This is a genomic window from Candidatus Limnocylindrales bacterium (genome assembly GCA_035571835.1).
Lineage (GTDB): Bacteria > Desulfobacterota > Binatia > UBA1149 > CAITLU01 > DATNBU01.
In genome coordinates this window covers 148347-167544 of sequence record DATNBU010000037.1, presented here as the reverse complement: position 1 = coordinate 167544, position 19198 = coordinate 148347, and the positions used below count along the sequence as shown (strand labels likewise).

The 19198-nt window shown below is 61.8% G+C and carries 17 protein-coding genes and 2 tRNA genes; 8 read left to right on the top strand and 11 right to left on the bottom strand.

The genetic code is table 11. The annotated features are described in order from the left end of the window. Positions 1 to 529: 529 nt before the first annotated feature. Positions 530 to 3466, bottom strand: coding sequence for an AAA family ATPase (locus VN634_16555; protein HXC52494.1), 2937 nt, complete (start codon positions 3464 to 3466; stop codon positions 530 to 532). A 138-nt stretch (positions 3467 to 3604) separates the two neighbouring features. On the opposite strand from VN634_16555, the gene VN634_16550 reads away from it, so the two are divergent. The 4 genes from VN634_16550 to VN634_16535 all read left to right on the top strand — a co-directional run bounded on the left by VN634_16550 (position 3605) and on the right by VN634_16535 (position 7417). After that, positions 3605 to 3811, top strand: a complete 207-nt coding sequence (locus VN634_16550) for a hypothetical protein (GenBank protein HXC52493.1) — start codon at positions 3605 to 3607, stop codon at positions 3809 to 3811. A gap of 32 nt (positions 3812 to 3843) precedes the next feature. Next, the gene (locus VN634_16545; protein HXC52492.1) at positions 3844 to 5022 is read left to right on the top strand and encodes a hypothetical protein; all 1179 of its coding nucleotides are present in this window, start codon (positions 3844 to 3846) and stop codon (positions 5020 to 5022) included. 288 nt (positions 5023 to 5310) lie between these two features. Continuing rightward, positions 5311 to 5724: a hypothetical protein gene (locus tag VN634_16540; GenBank protein HXC52491.1), complete on the top strand. Its 414-nt coding sequence runs from the start codon at positions 5311 to 5313 to the stop codon at positions 5722 to 5724. A 304-nt stretch (positions 5725 to 6028) separates the two neighbouring features. Then, positions 6029 to 7417 (top strand): ATP-binding protein, encoded by a 1389-nt coding sequence (locus tag VN634_16535; protein HXC52490.1) that lies wholly within the window; start codon positions 6029 to 6031, stop codon positions 7415 to 7417. An 875-nt stretch (positions 7418 to 8292) separates the two neighbouring features. Here VN634_16535 and VN634_16530 read toward each other — a convergent pair. Both VN634_16530 and VN634_16525 read right to left on the bottom strand, forming a co-directional pair. After that, on the bottom strand, positions 8293 to 9177 hold the full coding sequence (locus VN634_16530) for a hypothetical protein (protein ID HXC52489.1): 885 nt from the start codon (positions 9175 to 9177) through the stop codon (positions 8293 to 8295). 86 nt (positions 9178 to 9263) lie between these two features. Continuing rightward, the gene (locus VN634_16525; GenBank protein HXC52488.1) at positions 9264 to 9428 is read right to left on the bottom strand and encodes a hypothetical protein; all 165 of its coding nucleotides are present in this window, start codon (positions 9426 to 9428) and stop codon (positions 9264 to 9266) included. A gap of 213 nt (positions 9429 to 9641) precedes the next feature. Here VN634_16525 and VN634_16520 point away from each other — a divergent pair, with 213 nt between their 5' ends. Further along, positions 9642 to 11180 (top strand): anti-phage dCTP deaminase, encoded by a 1539-nt coding sequence (locus VN634_16520; GenBank protein ID HXC52487.1) that lies wholly within the window; start codon positions 9642 to 9644, stop codon positions 11178 to 11180. Positions 11181 to 11646: 466 nt separating this feature from the next. Here the strand turns inward: VN634_16520 and VN634_16515 are convergent. Beyond that, positions 11647 to 11723, bottom strand: a tRNA-Val gene (locus VN634_16515). Between the two features lie 156 nt (positions 11724 to 11879). Here VN634_16515 and VN634_16510 point away from each other — a divergent pair. Next, positions 11880 to 12689: an enoyl-CoA hydratase/isomerase family protein gene (locus VN634_16510; protein HXC52486.1), complete on the top strand. Its 810-nt coding sequence runs from the start codon at positions 11880 to 11882 to the stop codon at positions 12687 to 12689. A 110-nt stretch (positions 12690 to 12799) separates the two neighbouring features. Here VN634_16510 and hemQ read toward each other — a convergent pair whose 3' ends face one another. The 5 genes from hemQ to infA all read right to left on the bottom strand — a co-directional run bounded on the left by hemQ (position 12800) and on the right by infA (position 16697). Beyond that, positions 12800 to 13633: a hydrogen peroxide-dependent heme synthase gene (gene hemQ / locus VN634_16505; GenBank protein ID HXC52485.1), complete on the bottom strand. Its 834-nt coding sequence runs from the start codon at positions 13631 to 13633 to the stop codon at positions 12800 to 12802. Positions 13634 to 13800: 167 nt separating this feature from the next. Then, on the bottom strand, positions 13801 to 15357 hold the full coding sequence (locus tag VN634_16500) for a HAMP domain-containing sensor histidine kinase (GenBank protein ID HXC52484.1): 1557 nt from the start codon (positions 15355 to 15357) through the stop codon (positions 13801 to 13803). A 9-nt stretch (positions 15358 to 15366) separates the two neighbouring features. Next, positions 15367 to 16254 carry a hypothetical protein gene (locus VN634_16495; protein ID HXC52483.1) on the bottom strand — a complete coding sequence of 296 codons (888 nt, stop codon included), beginning with the start codon at positions 16252 to 16254 and terminating at the stop codon, positions 15367 to 15369. A 73-nt stretch (positions 16255 to 16327) separates the two neighbouring features. Continuing rightward, positions 16328 to 16403, bottom strand: a tRNA-Gln gene (locus VN634_16490). A 72-nt stretch (positions 16404 to 16475) separates the two neighbouring features. Beyond that, positions 16476 to 16697 (bottom strand): translation initiation factor IF-1, encoded by a 222-nt coding sequence (infA, locus tag VN634_16485; protein HXC52482.1) that lies wholly within the window; start codon positions 16695 to 16697, stop codon positions 16476 to 16478. Positions 16698 to 16934: 237 nt separating this feature from the next. Here infA and VN634_16480 point away from each other — a divergent pair, with 237 nt between their 5' ends. Both VN634_16480 and VN634_16475 read left to right on the top strand, forming a co-directional pair. Beyond that, positions 16935 to 17717, top strand: coding sequence for an enoyl-CoA hydratase-related protein (locus VN634_16480; GenBank protein HXC52481.1), 783 nt, complete (start codon positions 16935 to 16937; stop codon positions 17715 to 17717). 250 nt (positions 17718 to 17967) lie between these two features. Next, complete coding sequence (locus tag VN634_16475; protein ID HXC52480.1) at positions 17968 to 18153, top strand: hypothetical protein; 186 nt, start codon at positions 17968 to 17970, stop codon at positions 18151 to 18153. 212 nt (positions 18154 to 18365) lie between these two features. On the opposite strand, the gene VN634_16470 is transcribed toward VN634_16475, so the two are convergent. Next, on the bottom strand, positions 18366 to 18929 hold the full coding sequence (locus tag VN634_16470; protein ID HXC52479.1) for a hypothetical protein: 564 nt from the start codon (positions 18927 to 18929) through the stop codon (positions 18366 to 18368). Positions 18930 to 18937: 8 nt separating this feature from the next. Next, positions 18938 to 19192 (bottom strand): hypothetical protein, encoded by a 255-nt coding sequence (locus VN634_16465; protein HXC52478.1) that lies wholly within the window; start codon positions 19190 to 19192, stop codon positions 18938 to 18940. Positions 19193 to 19198 lie beyond the last annotated feature (6 nt).

The window sequence follows — 19198 nt, the reverse complement described above, 5'->3', positions numbered from 1 at the left end:
ACCGGATACCCGCCGAGTAGGACGCAAAATCCTGGAAATAAAAAAGCGCGGGGCGTCGATTGTGATCGTCGGGGCTTAGATTTCGTCCGGCAAAAATTAGCGGTGTCAGCTCGGGCACGAGCATCGTTTCGTCCATGTACGCGATGTGGAAATACGGAACGCCAACTTCCAGCTTTCTTATCGATACGTGTCTTATGTACGGCTTCAGATCGCGCGCTGGGAATCGGAGATGTTCTCTATCGACCATAAACAAACCCTACTTTACGAGTCCGTGAACGCCGGTCGCGGGTGGCGGAGCGGACGAACGGAGGATGGTAGAGATCTGTGGACAGCATCGCCACGACACGGGGTTCGCGTCCGATACTAGCCGCACCGTCAATCATCAACGAATTGGAGGCAGGCGGTGAAGTTGCGTTGGCGTCCGCGAATGCGGGAACTGCCGCACCACGCTGCCTAACTCAGATTACCAGCGTCGGACACGCCCCTGCGAGACGGCGACGAGGCTCTTGCGCGCGGCTCAGACGGAATTTCAACGCCTCATTTCTTCGAGCACCTCACGCGCCTCCCGCAGGTCGATTTCATCGTCGTCACCATCGACGCTGCCGATCACAGCCTCGAGTCGCTGGCGCGCCTCATCGCGCCAGCCGTCGCTCGACCGCAGTCTGCAAAGCTCGACGAGAGCGCGCAGCTCGAACAGCTTCGCGCCCTGCGAGTGCGCCACGTTGATCGCCTGCTCGAGCAGCTCTCCGGCCTGCTCGGAGCTCGAACCGCCCTGCTTCGAACGAGCCAGCACGATCGCCGCGCGCTGGCGCAACAACTCGGCGTCGTAGAAGCGTCCTTCCCCACGCGTTTCGAACGCCGCAGTGTTCGCTTCGCAGGCATCGTCGATGCGGCCCGCCGCCAGACACGCGTCGGCGAACATGCTGCATCCGCGCGAAACCTGCAGCGTCCCTGTCCCGAGAATGGAGTCGAGGATCTCGCGCATCCGGCCGAGCGGTTTCGGATCGAGAGTGCGGCGAACGTCGGCCCAGCCGCAGACGATCTGGTTCATCTCCCGGCCGTACGGCAGCGAGTTTTCTTCGCCAATAGCCAGCGCCTCGGCCGCCAGCTCGTGAGCCCGAGCAGGATCCCGGAGGATCAGCGCGACCAGTCCCGCCATGCTCACGTTGAAGATCAGATAGAACGGTTGCTGCTTGGCGCGAGCCATGCGGATCGCCGACTCGGTCAACGCTCTTCCTTCGCGCAGGCGCCCGGCAAGGACCAGACACCATCCTCGCGAAAGCGTCGCCGGCGCCGACGGATCGTAGCCGGAAGCGTCAAGGCGGAGCGCTTCGGGCGCTTCGAGATCGATCGATGCGACAGCGCGCTCGGAATGGACGAGCGCCGCGTCGATCTCGCCGAGATACAGCAGGCTCTGCCCCATCGACATGTGCGCGACGGTGACGGCACTGGACGATTGATCGCTTCCGGCGAGCAGGAGGCTTTCCTGAGCAATGGCCAGCGCTTCCCGGACCTGTCCCATATAGGTCCTGGCCATGATCGTCGCGCTGAGCGACGCCACGTACTCCGGTGTCCTGTTCAGCGCCCGCCCGAGCTCGCGCGCTTCCTGCCATACTTCGGCGGCTTCGGCGCTACCGAGCCCGTGCACGGTGCTCATCGCGATGCCGAGCGCAGTCATCGACTTGAGCAGCCGTTCCTGCCGCGCCGGAGTCATCGGGCCGCTTTTCAGCAACGCGACGGCGTGCCGGTACATCGCCTCGGCTTCGTGGGTGGCCGAACGCGAGTAGGCCTGCTTCGCGAGGACGTCGATGTACTCGGCCGCGCGCACAGCGTCGCCGGCCTGCTCGAAATGCACACTGAGCTGTCCCGCAATTTCATTGCAGCGCTCGCCATACGCGCTTTCCAGAGCGCTCGCGATGCGCTGGTGCAGAAGCGCGCGCCGTGCCGGCGTGACGTGGCGACTGAGAACCTGCCGGTAGAGCGCGTGTCGAAATCGATACTCGCGACCACGAATGCCGTTTGGCCAGACGACCTCGCCGCTGCTCTCGATGAACTGCCCAGCCCGCGCCAGCGGCTCGAGCTGCGTTTCCACATCCGCGCACGTGCCGCCCTCGGCTGCAGCGACGGCCTGCGCGGCGAATCCCGCTCCGACGATGCTGGCTGCCTCGAGAAGCATGCGTGTCGCTGCCGGCAGCTGCTCGATACGAAAACCGACCAGCTCGCGCGTGCTCTCGGGAACCGAGGCCACGATCGAGTCGAGATCGACGGTGCATCGCCAGACGTCGTCCTCTTCGCGTAGCCATCCGCGCTGACGGAAGTCGTCGAGAGCGTTCAGCAGAAACAGCGGATTGCCCGCGCTCTGTTCGTGAAGCGGGATCGCAAGCCCGGCCGGAAACTGGTGCCCGGAAAACTGCAGGTCGAGAAAGGATGTGACGCCGTCGATCGAAAGCCCCTCGAGCGCGATTTCGACGCATAGCCGCTTCGCGCTCAGCTCATGCTTCATCCGGATGATCGGGTGCTGCTGCGCAATGGCGTCGACGGACCGGTAGGTGCCGACGATCAGCAGCCTCGCGGGTTCGCGCCGCGCCGCCAGGCTCCATAGAAGCGATACCGTCGCAGGATCGCTCCAGTGCAGGTCTTCGATGACGAGCACGACGACAGCCCTGGTGCTCGCTGCTTCTAGCGCACGTTCGAGCTCGCGCTGCACACTGTCGCTGGTCGCGCCGATGACGGCGCGACGAAGCTCCTCGAGCTCGGCAGCGCTCGAAAGCTCGGGCATCGAAAGCAGCCAGCTCGGAGCGTGCCGGCGAAACGCCCGCAGCGTGTCGGGGCCGCTTCGCTGCAGCATCTGCTCGACCGCATCGCGCACCGGTCGGTACAGGTCGCCGACGCCGTAAGCTTCGATGCACTCTCCACGCCCGACGTTGACGCTCGCAGGATCGGACGCGGCGAGTCCACGGAGAAAGTTTTCGACCAGAGCGGACTTTCCGATGCCCGGCTCGCCGGTCACGAAAACGAGCTGGCGCTGACGCGCGGCCGCGCGCGCAAGATGACGCGCAAGCTCGGCAAGGGTCTCCGCGCGACCAACGAAATCGTCGGCGGCCGCGAAGCCGACACCGATCTCGTCACCGATCGCAGCCGGTGGCAGCGCGGAGGCAGTTTGTGACGGCCCGATCCATCGGAAGCCGCGTCGGTGAACGGTCTCGATGAACCTCGGCCGCCGTGTGTCGTCGCCGAGAGCCTGACGAAGCTGGCCGACGGCATTGTTGAGCACAGTCTCGGTGATGAAGGTGCCCGGCCATACCGTATCCAGCAGGTCGCTCTTCGTGACGAGCTGCCCCGGCCGTTCCATCAGTCGCCGCAACACGAGGAAGGCCTTCGGAGGGACGCCGATCTTTTCGCCGTCGCGCCAGATGCATTCCGCGGTGTCGTCGATGCGCGGTGCTTCGCGATCGGCCTCAGGCATTCCGCCCACTTACCATCCAGCCGGGCGGGCAGTCCAACAACGTAGACCGATGCGGCTGAAACGGGGGCGGGTTCAACGTGACGCAAACGTGAAGGTTTCGTGAAGACTCGCCGGCCGGCCGAAGTTTAGCCTGCACCCATGAACGATCCGCGACGAACCGGCCGCCCCGGGCTCTGTGCCGAGCAGGCCTTCGTAGTGCACCTCCTCGAGACGGAAGCCGTACACGGACGCGTCGAGCACGTCAGCTCGGGACGAGCGACGAGATTCGGCTCCGCCGCCGAGCTGATCGACTTCATGCGAGGCACGCTCGAACCGGCCGTCGTCTCGGAACCTGCAACGAAATAACCGCCGAAGTTTCGGCGAGGGGAGAGAGTTTCATGAAAGCGAACAGCAACCGTTTCCGGTCGTTCCTTGTGGCATTCGTCCTCATCGCTGCCGCTGCCGCTCCGGCGCGCGCAGCCGAGCCTTGCGATCCGACGTTTCTGGACGGCGGATTGATGGAATCGACAAGGGGCTGGATCGATCTGGCCTGTCCCTGCGCACAGTACGATGGCAGCGACGGGAAGGGGCGCGCCGAGTTCAAACGATGCGTCGCCGGGCAGATCAATCTGGCCATCGAAAGGGAAGGCCTGAACAAAACCTGCAAAGGCTTGCTCAAGAAAATGTACGCGACGTCCGTTTGCGGAATCGGCAGCGACGAGCTGGCTCCATGTGTGGAGCAGAGCGCCGCCGGCAAGGTCCGCTGCAAGATCAGAACTGCAACCGACTGCCAGGAGCGCTCCGGCGACGTGTGCTTCAACCGGCCGACCTGCATCGACGGAGCGGACACCAACGGCGACTACGCCGTCGATGCCAACGACTCCGGCGTGTGCTTCCCGCCTCCGCCGACGACCTCGACGACTTCGACAACGAGCACGACCACGTCGACCACCACGACGACGACGCTGCCGCTTTTGTGCGGCGACGGCAGTCCTGACATCGTCGTCGAGATCGATCGGGGTACGGATTTTTACGAGCTCGTGCGGGAAGAGGGCTTTTGGCCGGATTGTGGGATGCAAACCCCGAGCGCCGGCGGATGCAAGACTGTCGCTGATCTTGACGGATCGGGCGACGATATCGAGGGTCAGTTCCTCTATGCCGACCGGACTATCGACGAACGAGTCTGTTCGCAGGTTAACGCCGCACTGTCGTACCAGTGGGAAATCCTTTTCCCATCGACGCTGCAGGGAGGCCCGGTACAGATGCCATGGCTCACCGCCCACGCCAATTCGCCCGTACTGAAAATTCCGCCGAGCGGCCTCCCGAGTCTGGAAGATACCGATGCCGGCACCGACACGTACTGGCGGGTGCGCCTCACGGTCACACCGCTACCGCTCGATGGCGAAGAGATCACGCCAGCGCCCACGGTTCTGTACTTCCGCTTCAGGTACCTCCAGACGGAACTGACTCTGTGGTGCTACATCGGATTGCTGTACGATCGCGACTGCACCGGTCCGGATTGCCAGTCCCGATGCAATCCTCAGCACTGCGAGCTCTACCCGGAGAATTGCGAGTAGATAGCTCGCTCTACGAGGCGGCCCCTGCGTGCTCGCGCGGTCAATGCGTGAGTACGCCGGGCGCAGCACTGCTCGTCCCGCTCGCGACGCTAGAGATCGACACGTGTGTGGCACCGCTCGTCTTCTAACTCTGCCGTTCTGCGAGCCGCTTCCAGTGGTTCTATATCGCAGTCCCAAGCGTGGGCGGTCATTCGGCCGAGTTGCGCCAGTACCGAGCCTTGTAACGATTTCTCCGCTTCGATCGTTTTCAGATCCATGAAGTCCAAATCTGTTCTCGTCGTGGGCGTCGTGTTGCTGCTCGCCGCTTCCGCTGCTTTTGCGACGAAAGCCCAGCCAATCGAAGTGGCACGCGACTCGGCGCAAGTCGTATTCGTGTGCCGGAACGGGGTGTCCATGAGTGTGTGGTCCGCCGCCTATTTCAACCGGCTCGCATCGGCGCGCGGCCTTCCTGAGCGCGCCATCGCACGGGCGGCTATCGCTAGCTATTCCGCCGTACCGTACCGCATGATGTTCGCTCTGGCGGTCGACGGATTCCGCCTCGATGGCTACCGACCGCACGTCGTCTCCCCGGAGGATGTGAAGGACGCTGAGCGCGTCGTCGTCGTCCAGAGTACCGACGATACGGTGCTTCCAACCGACGTCCAGGCTGCGGTGCGCAACAGCGAAGTCTGGCAGGGATTCCCCGCAATGCGAGATCACTAGTTCCCATCGCGTTCGGCGCTTCGGGCCAGGATCGAAGATCTGGTCGAACGGTTGGCGACAACGAGCCGGTAGTGTGTCCGGTATGAAATGAACCTATGTGACCGGAATAGACCGTTAGAAGATGGTGCGCACCTGGAATCGCATTGATGCGGTAAGTACCTGACCTCGCGGCAAGAGTCGGAGTTCTGCCTCGCCGAGTGCCCCCAAAGTTGCCCCCACCTCCCAACGCTGCGATTGCGGCTACCTCCTCGCAATCCGCACAACGCAGTTCGCCGGGTGCGGGACCGCCGCTCAAAGTAGGAGGATGCTCGACTACATTCGCATTCACGGGCTGCGGGGGTTCCAGACAGCCCAGCAGCTCAACCTTGCCAAGCCCACAGGAACACCCGGCAGCGGACTGACTGTGGTCCTTGGCGCAAACAACTCGGGCAAGACGACGATCATCGAGGCCTTCCGCGCGATCCGAATGGCGGAACCTCCTTCGTTCTCGCAAGGCCGTCGAAACCTGCCTGCCGGAGATAGGGTGGAAATCGTCGCTTCGTGCGATGGTGGTATAGCTACGCTTCGAAGCCTCCGACGTGGGCAGAGCGAAACTGAGCGAGAGACCACGGGCGACCTCATAACGCTTCGGAGACTGCTCGTTCTGCCGTCTCGCCGGTTCTTCGACCCGTACTTCAGCAAAGCGACGTGGAGCAGAGTTGACTATGCGCAGCACGCTGGGGGGCTTCCGTCCTCTCGATCTACCAACCTCCATGAGCTGACTCACCGACTCTTCGCCGTTAATCGCGACCGAGGAGGTTTCGACGAGTTATTCTCCAAACTCGTTTCACCCCTCCCTAACTGGACTATCGATCAGACTGACCAAGGGACTTATTTTCTCAAGTTTCAAGACGCGCGCGGCACACATAGCAGCGAAGGGTTAGGTGAGGGGTTGGTGAGCCTCCTCTACATCGTAGACGCGCTCTATGATTCGAAAGACGGCGACCTCATCATAATCGATGAACCGGAACTCTCACTCCACCCGGCTCTTCAGCGGCGGTTGGCAAACATAATATTCGAGTACGCGGCGAGCCGTCAGATCGTCATCGCAACGCACTCGCCCTACCTGATCGATCTCAGGGCACTCGAAAGCGGCATGGCGATTGCGCGTGCGCACCTCCGTGAGGATGGAGTGCGAGTCTCCCAGTTGTCGGTTGAAACGGCCGGACATCTCTACGGACTTCTTCGCGATAAAAACAATCCTCACTTGCTCGGACTCAACGCGAGAGAGATTTTCTTCGTCGACGATCGGGTAGTCCTCGTCGAAGGACAGGAGGATGTGGTCTTCTATGACGTCGTGCTCACGGAACTCAATCTGCAACTCGGTGGTGACTTCTTCGGTTGGGGCGTTGGAGGAGCGGGGAATATGGCACACCTCGCCGCTGTCCTGGCGGAGTTGGGCTATTCGAAGGTTGTAGGAATCCTCGACGCCGACAAAGCAGAACTCGTCGGTGAGCTTCGGCGACGGTTTCCCGACTACAGATTCTTTGCCCAACCTGCGAACGATGTCCGCACGAAGACTGAAAGACCTGGTCGGGCTGCAGTGGAGGGGCTACTTAACGAGAAGAACGAAGCCATTCGGCGGGAGCATCTGGAATCCATTCGGACGCTGTTCACCGACGTGAATCAGTACTTGGCCGATGCGCCAAGATGAAACGCTTGCCCACGCCCTGAAGGTTCTAGTTTCTCACCATCTCAACTTGTGAGCACTCGCGGCCACCGAGGACTACGGACTCATCCAAGTCACGTATGCCTGAACAATTCCGATGATAACGAGCACGACCGTGAGACGAGTCATCGCTCTAGCCGTACGGAAGTTCTCACGGTGACGTCGCTCGGCTTCTTGAAACTCCGCCAGGGCAAGAACCGCTTTAGGCTTCACTCGATAGCCAGTGGCTGTCCGCTCCAAAGAATCAGAACTCACAAGCGCATCGAGAAACAATTGTGTGCTCCCGCGGACGGTTTCCCAGTCTGGGTGCTCTATGCATCGTTCGCCGTAACGGCGAACTAGCAACGATACGGAGGAGTGTTCCTCGGTTGGATGAAGTTGTGCGGCTTCCACAAGGGTATCTAGCAATTCAGTTAGGCTGTACCGAAGTAGTGGCTTCCGATTGAACCCCAACTGCCGTGCGCGATCGTAGAGAAAGCTTGCTCTATCGAAGCCGGTCAATCCTTCGAGGACGTAACGCCACAGCCCATCGTATCGAAAACTCGTCAATCCATACCAGTGGATAATCTCGACATCCCCAGCTGAAAAATCTTCGTAGCTGAGAGACAAGGGTACTTGAAATCGACCCGCCTCTCGACGAAGGCCCGTAACTTCCGACGCTCCCGCGGATTGGACAAGAACCTCCGGCTCAGGCTCTGTTCGGCGAATGTACGCGACACGACAGTCAACTTGTCGCGCCGCCTCACCGCTTCGTGGGACGACATCCGGAGAGGGTTTCTTTAAAACATGCCTCAGCAGTAATCGCTTGAGGAAGTTAGGCATGGGGAGAACGGCTGGCACTGCGACTGTAGCGTCGCGCGCTACGCGTTCAGGTAAGCGCGAATCAGTGTCAGGGCATATTCGTTGCCCTTAGAGTGACCTTCGGTTTTTGCCAAGGCCAACTTGTACTGTGAGGCAAATGCGCTGCTAATCCCCGGCTTCACAGTACCAAGAGATTCATAGTAGTTGTGAAAGTGAATCATAGGCTCGAAATCACCGATATGGTTCTTGACAAGCACTGAATCGATGGCCTTTGCGGATTTCGAGATTACACCTAGCCACTCCTTAAACTTTGTGTCGTCAATAGTTCGCATGCGTTCCGTCGTTCGCGCCGTGAGATTTGGTTCTACCGTCAAATCCCTCCCAAATGCGTGCCCAGCGTTGTTACGAAAAATTCTGATCTGATCTAATTCTGGAACACGACTACTCAGCGCTGGAATTTCACCAAAGATATTCCGAACAGCCGCATAGCGCTGGAACCACGTATCCTTCGTAACCCGCTTCTTGATGTCACTGTAGTCCGGTCGAAGTCCCAACTTCAGCCAAGTCGCTCCATCGATTGCTCGAGACTTGCCATGCAACGCGGCAGGATCCGACATCAACGCAGTTAACACGACTCGCCAGATGTACGTTTCAAAGGCTCCGGTTGCTGCCAAAATGAAGCTGGCTCTGTTCCACTTAAGAAATTCGCCGAGATTCGCAACAAAAGCGGGACCCTCAGCCGAGATTCGCTGCGCGTCCGTTCCCGTGGCATGCATTACCACCCTTGCATTGACGGGCGGTGCACTACGCCGAATCTCGTAGCTGGCGCGAGAAACTGCCGCGACCCCAGACCAGTACGCGCTGTTGATCTGAGTTTCGTACTCATTGAACTGCCAAAATGCCCAGCTCGTCCCTTCGAACCGATTGAATCTGTCGTATTTCATTGGTGGCGTCCGTGGGTTGGTTCCATTGAGCGACTAAGATCACGCACGCCTAGCGAGATCGCCATATGGAGAGCAGGCAAGCGCATCTATGTTACCGGCCCCTTCTTCTTGTTTACCTTTTTCGCGAGTACCTTCAGCGACTTTCCCTTGCCTTCGTATACTTCGGACAAGATGTGTTCGAGCAGGTCGTAGGCGACACGCACATCCGCGACGCTGGCTTCTCCGCCGTCGTGACTGCCCGCGTTGCCCATTCTTCGCCCATTGCTGAAAGGAATTGTTGCTGTGTCGCTTCCGCTGTCGAAGAGCGTGGCATGGGCAGTCCTCCCGAAGTGAGCCAAGTTACTGTTCGCCTCACGAGAAGCAGCCCAGCCAAATCGTCGCTGCAAGGGTCCGGACGGCGACTTCAGTGAGAAACGCACAGCTCAGCTGCCAGGAAGCCGTCAAACCTCTATAGTCTGAGGCGCGTGGGGACATCTGAGGTTTCACTCTTTGCGACCGCCAACTCCGAACTCATCATTGGACTGGTCGCACCAATTGGCTGCAACCGCGATTTCGTCACGTCGGTTCTACGCGACCTGTTCGCCGTTCGGCGGTACGAGGTCAACACTGTAAAACTGAGCGACGACCTTCCGAATTTCGCCGAGATTCTCGGCGTGCCGATCGAAGGCGACCCCTACTTCAATCGCGTCAACTCATATATGACCGCCGGAAACGAACTCCGGCGACGGTCCGGTTACTGCAATGCGCTCGTGCTGTCAGCCGTGTTCAACATCTCAGAGCGCCGCGCACAGGCGACGGAGGACATCGAAGACCCGGATCCGACTCTGCCCCGGCACGTTCACGTTCTTGATTCGCTGAAACGCCCGGAGGAAGTCCGGACCCTACGTCAAATCTACGGACCCGGGTTCTATCTGATCGGCGCTTTCGCCCCACGCAACTTGCGCAAGCGCCATCTCCAAGTCTCGCAAGGTCTCTCCGAAGAGCAGGCGGAGAAGCTTTTGAGACGTGATGAGGACGAAGAGGAGGACAAAAAGTTCGGGCAACAGACCCGAGATACATTCCATCTTTCAGATGTCTTCATCGATGTTTCCAGCTACGAGTCCACACAGGCGGCCCTCCATCGCTTTCTCGACTTGGTATTCGGCAACCCTTTCCACACCCCCACGCTCGACGAATTTGGGATGCACGCAGCGTTCGGAGCATCGATTCGTTCGGGCGCGCTCGCACGACAGATCGGAGCTGCTCTCATCGCTGAAACCGGGGACCTGATCGGCGTTGGGCACAATGAAGTCCCACGTCCCGGCGGCGGGCTGTATAGCGCTGAGGACAATCCCGACATGCGAGACCTCGCCATTGGGTTCGACTCGAACACCGCACGTCTCCGAGTAATCGCGGCGAGGGCTGCCGAGGCCCTTAGGGAACAGGGCTTGGTGGATGATGTCGAGAAAGCGACACGCGTGCTTTCCGAATCAAAGCTACGGGACATCACCGAGTATGGACGAACCGTTCATGCGGAGATGGAGGCACTCTTGTCGGCGGCGCGTGTTGGCGTGAGTGTCCGAAACGCGGTCCTCTACACGACCACCTTCCCGTGTCACAACTGCGCTCGGCACGCGGTTGCGGCGGGAGTGAAGCGAATCGTCTATATCGAGCCATATCCGAAAAGTGAGGCTCTACCTCTCCACGGAGATGCGATCCATCATGCGGGAGAGGATTCAGCGGTGGATGCTCAAGCGGCCCGCATGGTGCTGGGACCCTTCCTCGGCGTTGCACCTCGTCGGTATGGCGACCTGTTTAGCATGGTGAGGTCAGACGGGGTGGTTTTGTCCCGAAAGGACGAGGAGGGGAATCGCGTTGAGCTTCCGACAGGTGAGGCCAGCCACCCGCGGACCCCAATGTTACCCATCGCTTACCCCGTACGAGAACTGCTGGCGGTTGCGGCGTTAGATGAGTTGCGACAGAAGTTGGAGGAGGACGAGGCGGATGTCGAAGCAGAACCATAGCAAGTCGTTTTGGACCGGAATAGAAAAGACCGCCCAACGTGTGTCTGCATGGCCGGAGTGGAAACGACGATCGTCGACCTCATCTTCCGCCAATTGCGTTGGCGGCGCTTCGGTCGGCCATACCGAACCACGGACTGCGCCATCGGAGGAACGGCCCCCTCGTCGCAAGTAGCGATCGATATTTGGTTCCGGTTCTAGGCGCTGCGAAACAGCGGCACTACCACCGCCCCAGCCTTCAGGCCATTCAGGTAGCTCGCCCACGCTTACATCATTCTGCGCCGCTCCGGCAGATGCTCGGCGAAGTTGTACGCCGCGCTGACTGCGAGTTCCCCGAGAATGGCGACCGCCTGCTCTGACAGCGGAACAATGTGCTTCACCCGCATCTTCATCCGAGCCGCGGGGCATCTGCCATTCGCCCTTGACAATTCGTGTTTCGGACTTCGCGGGACGTGCAGGGAATCAAAGATGGTGGTCGCACCTGGATTCGAACCAGGGACCTCTCGCATGTGAGGCGAGCGCTCTAACCAGCTGAGCTATGCGACCGAACGAGCAGTGGAAGGCCCTTCTGCTAGCCACTTCGTCGCCCGATGTCCACTCGCCGGCAGGCGACGCGCAGGAAGCGCGCCGCAGCACGCATTTCGCCGCCGATTTTACTCGCCGACGGCCTTCGGCTTTGAGCCGATGCCGGAGGACCCGCGCATGCCCACCGATCTCGTCCGCACCGAAGACCTTCGCCTCGACCTTGACGGCAGCGTCGCCACACTGACGCTCACGCGACCGCATCGCCTGAACGCGATGTCGCCCGGCCTCATCGACGACCTGCACTCGTGCCTCGACGTCCTCGCAAAAAACCGCGAGGCGCGCGTCGTCATCCTGACCGGCGAAGGCCGCGGCTTCTGCGCCGGCCTCGATCTGCAGGAACACGGCAAGTGGCCGATCACCGAAGGCCTCGATTCGGTCGAAGGCGGCCTTGCGGTGCAGCAGCGAATCGCGTCGTTGATGCCGCGCATGCGCGAGGCTCGGCAGCCGTTCATCGCAGCTGTCAACGGCGCTGCGACCGGTGGCGGGCTCGCGCTCGCTCTGTCGTGCGACGTTCGCTACGCAGCGCCGTCGGCGCGCTTCAGCGTCGCCTTCGTAAAGCTGGGGATATCCGGATGCGACGTTGGCGTCTCGTATCTGCTGCCGCGCCTGGTCGGCGCAGGTCACGCTTACGAGATGAGCCTTACGGGACGTCTCATCGAAGCGGACGAAGCGCTGCGTATCGGTCTCGTAAACCGCATCGTTCCCGCCGAAGGGCTGCTCGCGGCAAGCCGTGCGCTCGCCGACGAGATCTGCGCAAACTCCGAGTATGCGGTCTCGACGACCAAGCAGGTTCTCGCAATCAACATCGATGCCCCGACGCTGCGCACGGCGATCGAGCTCGAGAACCGCACGCAGGTTCTCGGCACGCACACCGCGTCTGCACGCGCACTGATGACAAACTGGAAAGACGTAGCGGCGCGCCGCTGAAAAAAGGGACCAGGTACATTTAAAAATCACGTGGAAAATCGCGCACGCATTTTATGCGCCGCAACGCCGCCGCGATTTTAAACGGTTTTTTTAATTGTACCTGTCCCCTTTTACTCAAGCCTTCCTTCCATCAGGGCGGCGACGGCGGTCGGGGCGATGTGAACGCCGACATAGAACGGGCCGAACTCGGCGAACCATGAGCTCGCGGGGTCGAAGCGCATTTCGTAGATGAGCTTCTTGAACGACAGCGGGTCCTCGGCGTGCAGGCTCACGCCCCATTCCCAGTCGTCGAGACCGGTCGATCCGCCGATCACCTGCGTGACGACGTCGGCGTACTTGTGGCCGATCGATCCGTGACCGCGCATGATCGCGCGGCGATCCTTGAGCGGCAGCGCATACCAGTTGACCTGCTCGCCGCGACGCTTGTTCATCGGATAGAAGCAGATGTAGCGCTGCGGCGGGATCCTGCGGAATAGGCGCTCGTTCATGCGCTCCTTCTGCACTTCCATTTCCTTGGCCAGGGCTTCGTCGTGCTCGGGAGTCCCCGGCGCAATGCCGCGATCGGAAAGGCGGCGCATCGCCATCGCCTGCACTTCGTACAGGCTCACCTCGATCACCGACAGGTACGAGTACGCCGGAGCAAGAAACTCATAGATGCGTAGCTTGCGAAGCTGGAGCTCGATCTCGTTGAGCGCAGCCGGGCTGCTCCGGTAGTGGCAGAACATGAGGTCGCCTTTCTGCGTGACGACGCTGTAGAGCTTCGAATCGCCGCGTTCCGGATAGGCCGCGAGACCCTCGAGCCAGCTCGAAAGCTCGCTGCCGACGTGCTCGCGCTCCAGATCATCGAGCGCATGCCACAGTGACCAGTCGACCGTGTAGACGTCGTGAAGCGTGTACCAGCCTTCGATAGTTTGAGGGGCTTCGACGGCGACGAACTCGGGCACTTTTCTATCTCCTGAAAACCGGCACCGGAAAATCGGACGTGCTCCTGAAAACACGGCACGCTTCTGAAATGAGCGCGTCTCTGAAAACCGCGCGCTCCTGAACCAGCGCGCGACGCGATGCGGCCGCCGCATTCGACCCGAACCGCGCCGACAAGCAAATCGCGAAGCTACGCGCTCAGAGCGATATCCCGTCCGACCCTTCCGGCCTTGAGCGTAAACTGAAACGACGTCCCGACGCCTTCGGTCGATTCGCACCAGATGCGGCCGCCATGACGCTCGACGATCTTGCGCACGAACGACAGGCCGATGCCTTCGCCGGGAGCCGCGTCCGCACGAAAACGCCGGAACGGCAGGAACGCCTTTCCGCACTGCTCTGCGGTCATGCCCATGCCTGTGTCGCGCACGAAATAGACGGTCTCGCCGGCCTCATCGCGGCTGCCGATCTCGATTTCGCGCGGCTTGCCGTCGCCCATGTACTTGACGGCGTTGTCGACGAGGTTTCGAAACACCACTTCGACCTGGACACGGTCGCCGTCGGTGTTCGGCAAGGGTCCGACCGAAACCTTGATGCCCTTCTCGCGCATATGGAAGCCGAGCGAATCGACCACGTCGCCGACGAGCCGCGACATCTCGAGCGGCTCGAAATGATACTCGAGTCGCGCGATGCGCGAGAAGTCGAGGAGCCTTTGCACCATTCCGTTCAGGCGCTCGACGCTGCGAATGCCGTCTTCGAGCGGCTTGGCGATGCGCGTGCCCTGAGTGGCAACCTCGTGATCGGGCAGATCCTCGAGCGACGTGCGCAGGTCGTCGAGCTCGTCGAGCGCGATGTGCATGAATCCGTAGATCGCGGTCATCGGCGAACGCAGGTCGTGCGAGACCACGTGAAGCATCTCTTCCATCTCGCGCGCCTGGTTGCTGAGCATCTCGTTTTCGACTTCGAGACGCATCGATTCGCGCTCGCGAAGCAGTGTATGCGAATTCTCGACGGCGATTCCGACGATGCGCGTCGCGGCGCCGAGCACCTTCAAGTCCTCGGAGCTGACCGTCGTCGTCACCGAGAACGGAACCAGCAGGTATCCGTAGCGCGCGTTGTCGGTCGCGATGCGGACGACGATGAGCTGCGAGCGGCGGCCGAGAAGCGACGCGCACTCCTTCTGGACTTCGCGCGTATCGCCTTCGCCGGGAAGCATTGTCACATCGTCTTCGAGCTTTTCGAGCGTCTTGATCGCGCTCGCCGGAACCTGGCGCGGGTGCTCGAACCCGAACAGCGTGTAATCGGTGGCGCCCGCAACGCGCACCAGCGCGCAGCCGCGCTCGAGATTGGTCGCGTGCGCAAGCACGCCGAGCACACGGCTCAGCATCGGGCCCGGCTCGAGCGCAAGGTTGGTGCTTTCGCTCATGCGAAGCAGTGCGTTGGTCTGACGCCACAGGCGCGCGGTCGCGTCCGCCATGTCGCCGATCGTCAGCTGATGCGCGAGCTCGCGCTCGCACGCGGCCCAGCAAAGCCGCACCGTTTCCGGAGAGGCGTTCCCGCACGCGTTGAGGCGTGCGATGTGCTGCTCGGCAATCGTCAGCCGGTGTCGCGCGACCGCCGGCCTGTCATCCGATACCGACCCGGCCACGACGTTGCCGGACTCGTCCTCGAGATAGAACGACAGCGCGCCGCCGGCAGGCTCCGTGAATTCACGGAAGATGTTTTCGAATTCCGACCAGCGGATGCGCATCGCCGGTAATCAGGGCCGTTGCCAGAGACCGTCGAGCATGACGAGCCGGTTGACCGGCCGGCCGGCCGGCACCATCGCCGCTCCTGATTCATAGTCGCTGTCGCCCGGATACAGGATCACGATCTCCTCACCGAGAAGGATCTTCGGAAGGATGCACGGAATGTCGGCGACGGCGAAAGCCGCGAGCGCCGCATCGACGCTCGCGTATTCGGACAATCGTTCGAGCGATGCGATGGTCGGCGGCACGAGCTCGATCTCGCGTGCATGGTAGCTCGCAAGCGCGCCGCCGGGCGTGATCCATTCGCCTGCCGACGACTCGATCTCGCAGTGACGCGCGGACTGACGTTCGGGAGCGCGCACCAGGAAGAAGCGGGTATCGAAGCGCTTCTTCTCGCGATCGGGCGTGATCCAGTGCGCGAAGAAGCGAAGGCCGCTTACGTCGAGGCGAAGCTCTTCGGCCGCAAGCAGACCGCCGAAATCCCCGCCGCGATTCGACAGTGCAGCGCGGCCGGCGGCGAGCCGTTCGGTTCTCGGAGCAGCTTCATCCAGATCGATCCAGTCGCCGGCAGAAGTGCGAGCCAGCAGGATCCCGGACTCTTCGAAAAGCTCGCGCGCCGCAGCGACGAGAAGGCCGCGCGCGCGGACCGGATCGGCGTGCAGCCGCTCGAGAGGACCGGCCTCATCGAAACCGGAAGTGATCGAAAAAAGCGCGCTCTCGCAGTCGGCAGCATCGACGGCGCCGCCCGGAAAGACGTGCGCGCCGCCGAGAAATCCCATGCGCGAGTCGCGACGGACCATGAAGACCTGCGGACCGCCTTCGGTATCGCGAAGCGCGAGCACTGTTGCAGCGTCGCGAATCGGGGCGGGAGTCTTCGGTGCCGGATCCGTCGAAATCATTCTGGTTGCCCGCGAGAGACGACCGGACCGCGACATTCCCGTCGTGCCGGCCCATGGAAGCGGAAGGAAGAAGTGGCTGGGGAGGTAGGACTCGAACCTACAATGCCCTGCTCCAGAGGCAGGTGCCTTACCAATTTGGCCACTCCCCAGTACATCGCGAAGTCGGCGCGCTCGGCGCTGCGCCTACTTTCTGGCCGGCCGCGAGGCCGGCAGCACGGTCATCAGACGTTCTTTTCTCGCCACGTGATGCGACCGCGCGTCAGGTCGTACGGCGACAGCTCCACCTTGACCTTGTCGCCCGGCAGGATGCGGATGTAGTACTTGCGCATCTTGCCCGAGATGTGGGCGAGGACGGTGTGGTCGTTCTCGAGCTTCACCCGGAAAAATGCATTGGGAAGGCTCTCGACCACCTCTCCGTTCACCTCGATCCCGTCTTTCGCCATAGTCTCCTTCGTCCCTGCCGGGCCCATCCCGGTCAGCCGGACAGGCAGTCCTAGCAGCCGATTCCGACGCCCACAACCGGCGCATCCGGCCGCTCAGCCGAGGACAGCGGGGCGCTCGCCGTCCCGCACACGACCTCGGGCTGACGCGACGGGGTCACGTTGAGCCTGCAACTGCCGGTCGTTAAGCCTCGCTGCGGCGGCGGAACGCGTCGCCAATCCCCTGGGAGAACTGTTGCTGTGGCCACTGCCGAATCCCTGCGCACTGAAATCGACGGTCCGATCGGCTGGCTGACCGTCGACCGTCCGGAAAGCCGCGGCGCGATGACGCGCGCCATGTGGCAGGCCATGCCCGACAAGCTGAACGAGCTGGCCGGCACCGACGGCGTCCGCCTGGTCGTCATCCGCGGCACGGCCGGCTTCTTCATCTCGGGCGCCGACATTACCGAGTTCCGCGAATACCGCTCCGATCCCGAGCTGGCCCGCAAGTACGACGAAGGCAGCACCGGCACGCTCGAAGCGCTCGCGCGCCTGTCGGTGCCGAGCGTCGCGATGATCGACGGGCCGTGCGTCGGCGGCGGATCGCTGATTGCGTTCGGCTGCGACCTTCGCGTCGCGTCGGACCGCTCATTTCTTGCGATTCCCGCTGGCCGGCTCGGGCTTGCGTATCCGCACCATGGGCTTGAGCGGCTGGTGGCGGTAATCGGCGAAGCCCGTGCGCTCGACATGCTTCTGACCGGACGGCGGATCGGCGGCCGCGAGGCCCTCGAGCTCGGCCTCGTGCATCGGTGCTTCCCGCATGGAGAGCTCGAAACCGAGACGCGAAGCCTTGCAGCCGAGATCGCGACGATGGCGCCGAAGGCTCTTCGCTACGTCCGGCTAGCCGTGAGGCGGCGTCTGGTCGGATTCCTGTCTTCGGAAGAAATCGGCACGCTCGTCGCGGACTGTTTCGGGAGCGACGACTATCAGGAAGGAATGACGGCGTTCCTTGAAAAAAGAAGCCCAGTGTTCCGTGGTCATTGAAGTTCCGACTGGCCGGGCGCGGTCGTCCGCGGTCGCCGGGCTGGCGCTTCGCTCCCTCGCGTGAGTCGAAAAATGCCGCGATTGGCACCCGTACGAGTTTGTACACGTCAGTTCGGGCGCGTTCGGGCCTTCCTCATCGCTGCGGAAGCGATCACTGTGAATTCAATGAGTTAGGGGAGGGCCCCCGAGAGGCACGAAAATCGCTTCTCTCCCGGTGACTGAACGCAAGCCACCCGAGGAGACCTGAGCCATGAACCTTTCAAGAAACAAGAACGAGACTTCGACCAAGGCGGACAGCCAGAAGCTGGTCTTCTCCGGCAAGCGCCTTCAGGGCACGTGGATCATGGAGACCAACCTGCCCGTGCCGGTCCGCCGCAGCGTCCTCAACCAGGACATCGTCGTCTCCGACAACCGCCGCGTCCGCACACTTCACTGATCGAAACCCGGGACAGCCCCGGACTCACCGCGCACCGACCCGCGACAAAGAACGGGACAGCTCCGGAAACCAAAACCGGATCTGTCCCGTTTTTATTTAATCGGGGTTAATCGGGGACAGACACTGATTTCCACTATTCGGGGACAGACACTGATTTCGGTTAATCGGTGTCTGTCCCCGATTTCGCGTAATCGGTGTCTGTCCCCGATTTTTCAGCGGAGCCAGAGGTAGCGGCGATTGGTGAGAATTGCTGCGGCGGGCAGCGCGAAACCGAGCACGAAGAGGCGCAGAAGCCCGACCGGTCCGCCGACGGCGGTCATCCACGAATCGACGGCGCCCGCAGCCATCAGCGCGAGGCCGAGGCCCGCATACCACCGGAAGCCGATCGTTCTTCCCCAGAACAGGAACGCTGCTCCCACGCCGAACATCCACAGCGTCATCACGGCCTCCACGCGGCCCGCCGAAGCGATGGCAATGCTGGCCGACGTAAGCGTCGCAAACACCACGAGCCACATGCGGCCGGCTCCGGCGAACAGCGGCGCTCCGGCGGGCCCGAACATTTTTGCGACTCGCCGCTCGGTCGTCATCGACGTGAGCAGACTGGCGCCGACGATCACGACTAACGCCGCGATGCCGGTCGCCTGCGTCGTTGCGCCCGCCGAGCGCAGCCGCACGTCGAGGACGAGCGCAGCAAAGCTCCACGAGGCAAGATGATACGCGCTGGCTCGCAGCCAGCGATCTTTGCGGAATACTTCGGGCTGCAAGTCAGCCGCCACCCGAGGCGTCACGATGCAACGAAGCCCGTCACGCGGGTTCTTTTCTTGCCCTCATGCACGACTTCTTCGACCAGATTGCGGCCACCGCAGCGCGGACAAGGAAAGAACGCCGCATCGCCTTCGCGGGTTGCGATTTCGATCATGTTTCCGAGCAGGAGACCCTCGTCGGTTTCTTCGAACGGCAGCAGCGCGCGGCACGAGTCGGACCGGCATCGCAGTACATGGACCTTGACGTCTTTCTTCTTCTCGGGCGCGTCGCTCACCAGCGA

Coding starts and splice junctions, on each gene's coding strand:
- infA (HXC52482.1), bottom strand. CDS start 16,697: ATGGCGAAAGACGGGATCGAGGTGAACGGAGAGGTGGTCGAGAGCCTT.
- VN634_16550 (HXC52493.1), top strand. CDS start 3,605: ATGAACGATCCGCGACGAACCGGCCGCCCCGGGCTCTGTGCCGAGCAG.
- VN634_16535 (HXC52490.1), top strand. CDS start 6,029: ATGCTCGACTACATTCGCATTCACGGGCTGCGGGGGTTCCAGACAGCC.
- VN634_16475 (HXC52480.1), top strand. CDS start 17,968: ATGAACCTTTCAAGAAACAAGAACGAGACTTCGACCAAGGCGGACAGC.
- VN634_16525 (HXC52488.1), bottom strand. CDS start 9,428: ATGGGCAACGCGGGCAGTCACGACGGCGGAGAAGCCAGCGTCGCGGAT.
- VN634_16510 (HXC52486.1), top strand. CDS start 11,880: ATGCCCACCGATCTCGTCCGCACCGAAGACCTTCGCCTCGACCTTGAC.
- VN634_16530 (HXC52489.1), bottom strand. CDS start 9,177: ATGAAATACGACAGATTCAATCGGTTCGAAGGGACGAGCTGGGCATTT.
- VN634_16545 (HXC52492.1), top strand. CDS start 3,844: ATGAAAGCGAACAGCAACCGTTTCCGGTCGTTCCTTGTGGCATTCGTC.
- VN634_16495 (HXC52483.1), bottom strand. CDS start 16,254: ATGATTTCGACGGATCCGGCACCGAAGACTCCCGCCCCGATTCGCGAC.
- VN634_16500 (HXC52484.1), bottom strand. CDS start 15,357: ATGCGCATCCGCTGGTCGGAATTCGAAAACATCTTCCGTGAATTCACG.
- VN634_16555 (HXC52494.1), bottom strand. CDS start 3,466: ATGCCTGAGGCCGATCGCGAAGCACCGCGCATCGACGACACCGCGGAA.